Origin of the sequence: Staphylococcus sp. 2S1, assembly GCF_046721335.1 — a bacterium.
In the GTDB taxonomy this organism is placed as follows: domain Bacteria; phylum Bacillota; class Bacilli; order Staphylococcales; family Staphylococcaceae; genus Staphylococcus; species Staphylococcus equorum_A.
Genome location: NZ_JBEUUJ010000003.1, coordinates 506496 through 517634, shown reverse-complemented (window position 1 = coordinate 517634; position 11139 = coordinate 506496). Strand labels below are relative to the sequence as shown.

At 33.1% G+C, this 11139-nt stretch carries 10 protein-coding genes and 2 pseudogenes; 9 read left to right on the top strand and 3 right to left on the bottom strand.

What is annotated here, in order from left to right:
* Nucleotides 1-47 precede the first annotated feature (47 nt).
* Nucleotides 48-1218, top strand: a pseudogene (locus ABLV90_RS02920) (YbfB/YjiJ family MFS transporter).
* Nucleotides 1219-1405: 187 nt separating this feature from the next.
* The gene (locus ABLV90_RS02915; protein WP_427706009.1) at nt 1406-2380 is read left to right on the top strand and encodes a tRNA dihydrouridine synthase; all 975 of its coding nucleotides are present in this window, start codon (nt 1406-1408) and stop codon (nt 2378-2380) included.
* A gap of 71 nt (nt 2381-2451) precedes the next feature.
* Here the strand turns inward: ABLV90_RS02915 and ABLV90_RS02910 are convergent.
* A pseudogene (locus ABLV90_RS02910) lies at nt 2452-3649 on the bottom strand (MFS transporter).
* A 294-nt stretch (nt 3650-3943) separates the two neighbouring features.
* Between ABLV90_RS02910 and ABLV90_RS02905 the strand changes: the two are divergent.
* The 4 genes from ABLV90_RS02905 to ABLV90_RS02890 all read left to right on the top strand — a co-directional run bounded on the left by ABLV90_RS02905 (nt 3944) and on the right by ABLV90_RS02890 (nt 7850).
* A complete protein-coding gene (locus tag ABLV90_RS02905) occupies nt 3944-5125 on the top strand; it encodes a M23 family metallopeptidase (RefSeq protein WP_427706013.1) in 1182 nt (393 codons plus the stop codon).
* A gap of 152 nt (nt 5126-5277) precedes the next feature.
* Nucleotides 5278-6024: a glycerophosphodiester phosphodiesterase family protein gene (locus ABLV90_RS02900; RefSeq protein ID WP_427706015.1), complete on the top strand. Its 747-nt coding sequence runs from the start codon at nt 5278-5280 to the stop codon at nt 6022-6024.
* A gap of 198 nt (nt 6025-6222) precedes the next feature.
* Entirely contained in the window at nt 6223-6651 is a 429-nt protein-coding gene (arr, locus tag ABLV90_RS02895; RefSeq protein ID WP_460872111.1) for an NAD(+)--rifampin ADP-ribosyltransferase, read from the top strand.
* 254 nt (nt 6652-6905) lie between these two features.
* Nucleotides 6906-7850, top strand: coding sequence for a TDT family transporter (locus ABLV90_RS02890; protein ID WP_460872110.1), 945 nt, complete (start codon nt 6906-6908; stop codon nt 7848-7850).
* A gap of 113 nt (nt 7851-7963) precedes the next feature.
* Here ABLV90_RS02890 and ABLV90_RS02885 read toward each other — a convergent pair whose 3' ends face one another.
* Nucleotides 7964-8422: a hypothetical protein gene (locus tag ABLV90_RS02885; protein WP_460872109.1), complete on the bottom strand. Its 459-nt coding sequence runs from the start codon at nt 8420-8422 to the stop codon at nt 7964-7966.
* Nucleotides 8376-8882: a ketopantoate reductase family protein gene (locus ABLV90_RS02880; RefSeq protein ID WP_460872108.1), complete on the bottom strand. Its 507-nt coding sequence runs from the start codon at nt 8880-8882 to the stop codon at nt 8376-8378. The genes ABLV90_RS02885 and ABLV90_RS02880 overlap by 47 nt, the downstream gene beginning before the upstream one ends.
* A gap of 145 nt (nt 8883-9027) precedes the next feature.
* On the opposite strand from ABLV90_RS02880, the gene ABLV90_RS02875 reads away from it, so the two are divergent.
* The 3 genes from ABLV90_RS02875 to ABLV90_RS02865 all read left to right on the top strand — a co-directional run bounded on the left by ABLV90_RS02875 (nt 9028) and on the right by ABLV90_RS02865 (nt 11127).
* Nucleotides 9028-9546 (top strand): TetR/AcrR family transcriptional regulator, encoded by a 519-nt coding sequence (locus ABLV90_RS02875; RefSeq protein WP_427706023.1) that lies wholly within the window; start codon nt 9028-9030, stop codon nt 9544-9546.
* 79 nt (nt 9547-9625) lie between these two features.
* Nucleotides 9626-10084 (top strand): MarR family winged helix-turn-helix transcriptional regulator, encoded by a 459-nt coding sequence (locus tag ABLV90_RS02870; protein WP_069816508.1) that lies wholly within the window; start codon nt 9626-9628, stop codon nt 10082-10084.
* A 107-nt stretch (nt 10085-10191) separates the two neighbouring features.
* Nucleotides 10192-11127: a ketopantoate reductase family protein gene (locus ABLV90_RS02865; RefSeq protein ID WP_460872107.1), complete on the top strand. Its 936-nt coding sequence runs from the start codon at nt 10192-10194 to the stop codon at nt 11125-11127.
* Nucleotides 11128-11139 lie beyond the last annotated feature (12 nt).

The window sequence follows — 11139 nt, the reverse complement described above, 5'->3', positions numbered from 1 at the left end:
TAGCTTAGGCGTATAATGGAATAATTACTAAGGAAGGGTGTGGGAAAATGCAAAAAGCTTATCGGCAACTCGTATTAGGGATGATTTGTTTGTTTATTGTGATGGCAATTGGTCGTTTTGCATACACACCTATTATGCCATTTATGCAACAAACGGGACATATGGATAATCAGAGCGCAGGATTACTGGCAACTATTAATTACTTAGGTTATTTAATTGGAGCAATTATTCCTATATGGATAGTTGTATTTAGCAAGGTTACAGATTTGAAAGTTTACTTACTGATCAATATAGTTTCAACAATATTGATGGGACTGTTTGATAATTTTACACTGTGGATTATTTTTCGTTTAATTGCGGGTATCACGAGTGGAACCGTTTTTGTCTTAGCCTCAAATGTGGCCCTCGAAGCATTGAGAGCAGCGAACAAAGGTCGTATCTCAGGTATGCTTTATAGTGGTGTGGGTCTAGGCATTTTCACAAGTAGTATATTTATATTTTTATTCACTACAGAAAATAATTGGAAGACAACGTGGGTTTTACTTGGTATTTTTGCTTTAGTTATGGGAAGTTTTGTAATTTTTGGTATGCGTCAAAATTCAAATATTGAAAATGAAACACAAAACTTAAATGAAAAAGAAGATAAACCAAAAGTTAAGTTGAATAAAAAATTTATTTGGGGATTTTCAATAGCGTATTTTTGTGAAGGTGCGGGTTACATAATTACAGGAACATTCTTAGTAGCAATCGTTAAATCTATACCTGAGTTTGCAGATTATGCGGCGTTAAGTTGGATGTTTGTAGGGTTGGGAGCTATTCCATCTACGATTTTATGGTCTATGATGGCTGAAAAATTAGGACACGGTAAAGCAACTAATTTAGCATTTATTTTACAAATTATTGCCGTGATATTGCCTGTTTTTTCAGAAAGCATGACGAGTTTAGTGATAAGTTCTATTTTATTTGGTGCTACGTTTCTTGGTTTAACGACATTGTTTATGTCTAAAGCACAAACGTTAATGTTTCAAAGTAATAGTAAAATAAATTTAGTTGCTTCATTAACTGTTATTTACAGTTTGGGACAAATGATTGCACCAAGCACTTTCTGGTGTATTAATTGGTGAATCAGGAAATTATAATGCGGCATTAATTTTTGCGGCGACTATACTTTGCGTTGGACTATTAAGCAGTATGTATAGTTATAGAGTCAGAAATTAAATGATATATTCAAAAGAGAAAACTGGTTTAAAGAAATAAAAAAGTTAGAAGAGTTATATACACGTGTAGAAGCACTCTATGCAGGCTTTTTAGCAGTCATAATACTTTTGTGTAAATTGACTTTTTGTGGTAATATCGTCATGGATAAAAATTCGAGATAATAATAGATAAGAAGGTTTAAATATATATGAAAGAAAATTTTTGGCGTGAATTACCGCGTCCATTTTTTGTTTTGGCACCAATGGAAGATGTTACAGATGTTGTTTTTCGTCATGTTGTCAGTGAAGCGGGCAGACCTGACGTTTTCTTCACTGAGTTTACAAATACAGAAAGCTTTTGCCACCCTGAAGGTGTACACAGTGTACGCGGACGCTTAACATTTACTGAAGATGAACAGCCTATTGTCGCTCATATTTGGGGAGATAAGCCAGAGCACTTCCGTGAAATGAGTATCGGTATGGCAGAAATGGGCTTTAAAGGCATAGATTTAAATATGGGCTGTCCAGTGCCGAACGTTGCAACGAAAGGTAAAGGTTCAGGTCTAATTCAACGTCCTGAAACTGCAGCTGAAATTATTCAGGCGGCTAAAGCAGGAGGTCTGCCAGTAAGTGTTAAAACTCGACTTGGCTATTCTGATATTGATGAGTGGAGAGACTGGCTGACACATGTGTTCGAACAGGATATTGCGAACCTGTCGATTCACCTTCGGACGCGCAAAGAGATGAGTAAAGTAGATGCGCATTGGGAATTAATTGGAGAAATTAAAAAGGTTCGTGATGAAATTGCACCAGAGACATTGTTAACGATTAATGGAGATATACCGGATAGAAAAACAGGCCTTGAACTGGCAGAGAAGTATGGTATTGACGGTGTAATGATTGGACGTGGGATTTTCCAAAACCCGCATGCATTTGAAAAAGAACCGAGAGAACATACGAGTGAAGAGCTTTTAGGGCTGTTAAGACTTCATCTTGACCTATTCGACAAATATACAAAAGAAGAAACGCGTCAGTTTAAACCATTACGCAGATTCTTTAAAGTATACGTACGCGGTATCAAAGGAGCAAGTGAACTGAGACATCAGTTAATGAGCACAAGTACAACGGATGAGGTTCGGATACTCCTTGATGAATTTGAAGCACAAATGACACCTATGGAATAACATTCATAAACTTGGACGAAAATGGTGAAGAAGTATAAAGAAACGACTTAAAAATCTTGATTTTAAGATTTTTAAGTCGTTTTTTGTTTGATTGTTAATGAAATAATGAATGCAATAAGCATGAAAGCTGTGATCATAAATACAACACCTGGCCATTGTATCAACCCATAGAAGATACCTGCTAATGTACCCCCAATAGATGAACCCATGTAATAAAATAATAAATATAAACTAGATGCTTGCGCTTTATGATGTTCAGCACGACTTGCAACTACACCACTTGCTATCGCGTGACCACTGAAAAATGCATAAACACTGAATGCCAATCCGAGTATTTTAAAAACTAAAAAAGGTAAAAGTGTAATCCAAATACCAACGATTAATAGTAAGATGCTAAATTTTAAGGCATTTAATGTACCTAATTTAGTACGTAATTTTGCATTTAATATAGAAGATATCATACCAATTAAGAATAATAAGTAAACAAAGCTAATAATACTGTCATGCAATTGATAAGGTTTAGCCGCCAACACAAAGCCAATATAGTTAAAAGCAGCGATGTTACAGCCTAATAATAGAAATCCAATCATAAAAGGTTTTAGTAAACGAATGTTTTTCAAATGTTGACTATAGCTCAATACTAAAGCTTTAACAGAAAAACGTTGCTTCTCAAAATGTCGAGATGCTTGGTAGTAAGAAAGCAAATAATATTGTCGCGACAACACTAATAACTGCAATGGAGAATAAGCCGACTTGATAACCATAAATACTTGAAATAAATCCAGTGAATATTCTACCAAACGCACCACCAAAGGCATTGCCACTTATATAAATACCCATTGCCTCGGGTAAACTATGCGCAGAAATTTCTTCACCGATATATGCCATGGCTATAGAGGGTAAGCCTGCTAAACAGATACCTTGTATAAGCCTAACAATTAAGAAGGTATTGAAATCTGTAATAAAGGGTTGCACTAGTGCTAATAATGACACCGAAATTACAGAAAAAATCATAATAGGTTTACGTCCAATTACTTCTGATATTGCACCAAAAAATAACATAGCAAAAGCTAATGTCAAGGTTGCGACCGACAATGCCAAACTTGCAACAGTTTCACTCACATTAAATGATTGTGTGAAATGGGGGATCAATGGTTGAACGCTATATAGTATTGAAAAAATAGTGAATCCTGAAATGAAAAGCGCAACGATAATTTTAATATATGCTTTTGAACCTCTATTTACATAGCTGTTTTTCAAATCCTCCATTATATGCCCCCTTCATTCTTAATATATCTATAGTATCACGTAACAAATAATATAAAAAAGGCATTAGTTCTTTTAAAAGGTGTAATGCTATAATTTTTTATGTCATTGAGAAGTGGTTATGTTTAAAATTTATACCAAGCATATTTTAATATATATTATAGATAGAATTTTCAAAATAATTACAGGTGTCTCAAATCAATTACCAAAAAATTAAAAATCAGTTTCTGCTATTCTCTTAATATAATTTCTTTGCTATTGTTAGCTAAGGAAAAATTTTGGGAGGATTTATTAATTATGAAAAAAATCGTTACAGCAACAATTGCTACATTGTCATTGGGAGCAGTGGGCATAGCACAGTCAGACGCAGAAGCATCAGAGAATAATCAATCAGGTACGCAATATTCAAGTAACCAATCTACAAATGATATCTTTGAATATGGTTATATTGATGAAGATAATAGTGGGAATTATCACCATACATTAGATGGAAACTGGGATCAATCAATGTTTGATCAACAACAATATTATTTCTATTTAATTGATGAAGAAGGAAATTACCATTATTACTATTTCCCTATGAATGATCAAGGCACAAACTCAACAAATACGAATGCAACAAATGCATATAATGATAACAACTATAGTGCTGATAAAAGTCATGAAGCTGTTCAACAGAGTGGCTACGATGTAAATGAAGCACCAGCGCAATCACAAGAAGCACCACAAAGTTCTAATAATGAAGTTTCTGCTCAAACTTCATCACAAGAACAAAGCACAACAACTAACGACAACGCATCTTATACACAAAATAATACATCATCAAACGAAAACTATGAAAGTAGTTATACACGCAATGACGGTAATGGTGTTGAAGATGTGAAACAAAATGCAACGTCAAATAACGTAGAGAACACAACAAATACACCTGCTACAGAATCAACAAACACAAATAGTTCTAATGAAGGACAAGCTACGCAACAAGAAGCGGCACCTTCATCAGAAGCTTCAAACAACAATAACAGCACGAACACATCAGAAGCTTCAAACAATAATACATCATCAAACAATAATAACAGCACAAGTTCATCAAATTGGTTAACAAGTAATAGTCAAATGCAACCATATGGTCAATATCATGGTGGCGGGGCACATTACGGTGTCGACTATGCAATGGATGAAAACACGCCAGTATATTCATTAGCAGATGGTACTGTTGTACAAAGTGGTTGGAGTAATTATGGTGGCGGAAACCAAGTTACAATCCAAGAACAAAATAGTGACAACTATCAATGGTATATGCACATGAATTCATTAAACGTTCAAAAAGGTGACCAAGTTAAAGAAGGACAACAAATCGGTGAATCAGGTAGCACTGGTAACTCTACTGCACCACATTTACACTTCCAACGCATGGAAGGCGGAATTGGTAACGGTTATTCAGTAGACCCAACTTCATACGTAAACTCAAAAGCATAAATTAAGATGATAAAATAAAACGTTCTTGAAATTCTGTTATAGAATTCAAGGGCGTTTTTTTATATTAATATGCAGAATTAATAAAGAATATTTGAAATATCTTTGAGACCATATCATAATTGCATTAAATTTAAATTGAAGAGGATGATGGTATGTTTACTGTTTATGGACATAGAGGTTTACCAAGTAAAGCGCCAGAAAATACGCTCGCATCTTATAAAGAAGCTGGAAATACGCCTGGATTAAAATGGATTGAGTTAGATGTAGCGATTACCAAAGATGAACAGTTGATTTTAATTCATGATGATTTTTTAGATAGAACAACGAATATGGTAGGAGAAGTGACACAATTAAATTATGACGACATCAAAGATACATCAGCAGGTAGCTGGTTTGGAACAGAATTTGAAGCAGAAAAACTACCTACGTTTGATGAAGTAATTGAATTGGCAAATGCCTATAATATGAACTTGAATATTGAATTGAAGGGCGTTACAGGTCCGAATGGCACAGTACTGTCAGAAAGTATGATTAAACAAGTTGCAGATAAATTAAAAGATTTAGATGTGGAATTAAAAGTATTGATATCAAGCTTTAATTTGGTTTTAGTGAAATTAGCAGAGCAGTTCATGCCAGACTATGAGAGAGCTGTCATATTTAAATCTGCAGCTTTTGGTGATGATTGGAGAACGCTATTAGATTATTGTGGTTCGAAAATAGTGAATATTGAAGATGCTAAATTGACGCAAGCACGTGTTAAAAAAATCAAAAATGCTGGATATGTGTTAAATGTGTGGACAGTAAATAAGCAATTGCGTGCAAATCAATTAGCGAATTGGGGCGTTGATGGCATTTTTACAGACAAAGCAGATGAAATGATTCATTTAGAAAGATTATAGAATCGTACTTGTGAGGTGGGTAGAGGAAATCAAATGTCGAATTTTGATTTCCTTCCACTTCTTTTTATCAATATAATTTAAAATCAGAGGTCCTTTGTCTTAATTATACATTAAATAATAATATTATTATAGACTACTTCTTTATTGTTTAGCAGTTTATACTGGTGAATAGCTTAGATGAAGAAGGAGTGTTGAACAATGGTAGAACAAAAAGAAGTGTTGGATCAAGGACCATTTTTTCATGGGACAAAGGCTGAATTACAAATAGGTGATTTACTACAAACACAGCGAATTTCTAATTATCAAAACCGTAAAATGAACCATATTTATTTTACTGGCGCTCTAGACACAGCTAAGTGGGGGGCAGAACTTTCGGTCGCATTAGCTGACGAACCGGCACAAGAATACATTTATATTATTGAACCTATTGGGCCATTTGAAAATGATCCTAATGTCACAGATAAAAAATTTCCTGGTAATCCAACTCGCTCATATCGCTCGAAGGAACCTTTGAGAATTGTAGCAAAATTAGCTACATGGGAACGACACTCGAATCATGATATTGAACAAATGTTAAAAGGGTTAGCACAATTACGTAAAGATGGATTAGACATTATTGAAGATTAATATACAACTGTAATGAAAATAATGTAAAGCAGTCTATAATTAATAACAGTGGGCTGCTTGTTTATATAAAAAAAGATTATTCTCAGTGAGGTATTATCTGTCACATATTAGTGTTAAAATTCATTTGATAAATGAGATGGATCATATCGATTTTCAAAGCAATATAAACAGATGTAACGCTTGGAATTCGATAAAATAGTATAGTTATTATGTATGTAATATTCAAATATAAATAAAAAGGATTAATAAATGATATGTTTCGAAAATTTATAAGTGTAATACCGACTGCTATTTGTGGCTTAGCATTGGGTATTTCAGCATTAAGTAATCTTTTGTACATTATGGATAGGAATGTTTTAGCTACAATATTTTTAATTATTAGTGTTATTGTGGTTGGATTATTTATACTAAAATGTATACAATTTCCTAGCATTGTATTGAAAGAATTATCTGACCGTAATATATGTGCGACTTTTCCCACGTTTACAATGACGTTTCTGACATTACTTTATATCTTATACCACCAACTGAATATTACCTGGGGAATCATAATTTGGTTGTGGTGGTTCGTTGTGATACTGCAGTTTGTTATTATTGGGTTATTTATTTATTACCATATTTATTTACATGAAAATGAACGTATCGTTCCGAGTACCAGTTGGTTTGTTACATTTGTGGGAATTGGCGTTATTTCAGAAACTGCTGAAGATTTTTCACCATTCTTTGGGGAATTGATCGTGTATATAGCGACGCTATGCTTTTTAGTATTAATATGTATCGTACTGTTTAAAAAGACATGGCGATTATATAACGAAAATCAATTTCCTATGACAATCATCATAGCGACACCAGCTTCACTTTGTTTAAACGGTTATTTATTAAGTGTAGTACATACACAAATGTTTTACATTATAACGATGTTGATTATCTCTCAACTCATATTTATATACTCATTAACATTTATACCGAAATTATATAAATTGAATTTTAGATTTTCATTCTCAGCATTAACCTTCCCGTGGGTGACAACAGCGACATCACTCTATAACTTACTTGAAATTGAATCTTTACCTCATAAAGTACAAAGTGTGTTGTATTTTGTAATGATATTTGAAGTGATATTTGCAATCGTGACTGTGATTTACGTGATTTTAGGATATGCTTCATTTCTAAAGAAACGTACAATTGAAATAAAATAACCTAAATTAAAGAACGAACCTATCATCTAGTCAGCATAGTGGGAGTGGGTATACGAAATTAAATTTTGATTTCGTATACCCACTCCTTTTTAACTGCAATGAATTGAGTCGTTTTAACTGACGGATTTGCTTGCTTCAAATAGAGCATCTAGATGACTTGTAGTTAGTGCTGTATTTTGATTGAGTGCTTTAACATCGTTATAAAGTGCTTCAAGCTCTTTAAAAGAACCTTGTGTTTGATTGATGAGGCCAATGTTCATAACTGTTTTTAATACTATATTGGATAATCCTTTGAAATTTTTAAATATAACAGACTGTGCTTTTGGTTTTATAGTATGGCCTTTGTGTTCTAACAATTGATGTAGTTCAGTAAAAGCGACTATCGTTTCTTTGGTTATCGTATGCGCACTAGTGTCTTGGTTTTGTTTTAGAATAAATAACATGTTTAAAGGTAAGACTAAAGCAGCGTGTGACATCAACCAATCTTCAAAGTTCTGCTCATAAGTTAGTTTGATTTTCGCATTTTTAAATATTGAATTTAGTTTGTCTGAGAACGTAATTTCTCCATGCATGTTTCCTACTTTGAGCTCTCCGAGCATTAAATCTTAAAATATTAGTATGGCTTGCTTCTCTTGAACCACCAGTCATTAAAAAGCCGAAAGTGATATGCTTAAGGTGATTACTCTGTTGTGTCAATGTGCTTTGTAGTAATTTAGGATCCATGTTATTTCCAATGAAAATAATGTTTTCACTTTTGTTTTGAGCTAATGTTGGTACGACATTGTAAAAATCTGAATATTTCATAGTTACAAAAATAACGTCATATATATCATCTTTTGAAAGTGTGCTTGTCGTTGTTATATGTTCATTTGTCGTTTTTCTTTGCAATGAATGCTTAAGTTTCAAACCTTTTTGATTCAAGTGCTCTAAAGTTTTTCCACGTGCAAACATTGTAATGTCATTATCTTTGGTATTTAGTGCGTGAGCTAAAAATTGCCCCTGTACACCCGCACCATATATTAAAATTTTCATATCATTATCACTCCAATTTAGTTATTGAACAATTGTTTAATAACTTGAAGTTATCATCAATAAGATTTAAACTCAATGAACAATACAACCTTGTTGATGTTTAATGAACAAATATTGAAAATTGTTGATATTAAAAGGAGTTAAAATGGATAAACGAAAAGAAAAATCCCAAAAACTTATTATTCGTAGCTTTGTTGAACTGATTAGAGAAAAAGACTTTGATAAAATATCAATGAATGATATTGCTCAACATTCCAATATAAATAGAGGTACGATTTATTTGAATTTTATAGATAAGTACGACATTTTAGATCATGCAATTGATTATATTTTGGGCGCAGCAGTTGATAAATGCAATATTTATCTTGCAGAATCAGGAGATAATAAAGAAACGTTGCGTGAAGTCATGTACGTGATTGACGATCAGTACGATATTTTGAAAACTTTGGTTAAAAAGTCAGATCTTAATATGCTTAAGCAAACATTATCAAAGAAAATGCGCGACACCATAAATAAACAAAACAGTGAAATTACTGCCCAGTTTTTATCCTCTGCTGTAGTAGGCATTATTATATGGTGGATTGAAGAATCAAAACCATGTGATATAGATACTTTAGTAGGAGAGCTTTCCGGATTATTGGAGCCACATTTAAAGCACTTGTAGAGTTCGACTGAAGTGTTATCAATACATTAATTAGTACCCCCACTGATGCGCTAAAAATTACAAAAAAGGAATGTGAATAATGGAAGGTAATAATAATGATTATGAGAATTTGTTATTTTATTTTGCTTACAAAACGTTTATAAATACAGCAGATGAAATTATTGAAGCATATGGCTTAAATAGACAACATCATAGGTTCTTGTTTTTTATCGAAAAAGTACCTGGAATTACAATAAAAGATTTATTGAAAAGTTTAGAGATTTCTAAACAAGGCAGTCATGCAACGTTGAAAAAATTAAAAGATGAGGCATATATCACTGAACAACCCACTGAAGCGGATAAACGTATTAAAGCTTTGTACCCCACAGAAAAAGGAAAAAAATTAGTACAAGAACTTAATAAAACGCAAAATGATTTATTTCAAGATATACAGAAAAAAGTAGGCAATGATTGGTATGCGATAATGGAAGAATTTGCTTCTTATCGTACAGGATTCCAAGAAGTGAAATATTTAAAAGACGAGAATAAGAAAGACTAAATTATAAAAATCACTTTATGCCATTTAAATATTAAACATTTTCTAACCACAAATGGTGTAATTAACTTGTTGAATTACTATTATGAAATAAAGAAGAGGATGATTATATGGTTAAGATAGCAATTGCGGGGGCCGGAGCAATGGGTGGTCGTGTTGGAACGCAAATTGCCGAAGCAGGATATGATGTAACTTTAATAGATTATTGGACAGAACACATTACGAATATTCAGCAACATGGCTTGAATATACAAACAGAAAATGAAACATATCATATTAATATCAAAGCGCAGTTGCCAGAACAAATCGATGAACAATATGATTTGATTATCATTTTAACCAAAGCGATGGATTCAGAAGCAATGATCGAGGCGTTGAATGAAGCTAATGCGATTAAAGAAACGACGGCGGTATTAACAATGATGAATGGCTTAGGACATGAAGAACGTTTTGCCAAAATTATACCGAAATCACAAATATTTTTAGCAGTCACGATGTGGACAGCAGGATTAAGAGGCCCTGGACAAATACTATTAGAAGGTACAGGAACAATAGAACTGCAACGTGCAGACGGTGGCGAAGACTATCGTACAGAAGCGATAAATACAATTTTTAATAATGCAAAATTAAATTCTACGATCAGTGACAACGTCTTTGAATCTATATGGTCAAAAGCTACATTGAACAGTGTATTGAATCCATTATGTACGATTTTAGATAAAACAATAAACCAATTTTCACAATATGAACAAGCACGACAAATGGTTATTCCTATTATTGAAGAAATTGTAGCTGTAGCAAAAGCCCGTGGATTAGAACTCAATTTTGAAAATTTAATTAACAAAATTGAAGTCGCTTATCCAATTGAATCACAAGGCTTACATTATCCATCGATGCATCAAGATTTATATAAAGGGCGTCTAACAGAAATAGATTATTTAAATGGACAAATTGTTACATACGGTAAAGCCTGTGGTGTGGCGACGCCGAATAATGAAATGCTGACACATATGATTCATCAGTTAGAATTAACATATAAAAAATAGCGAAAAATAAAG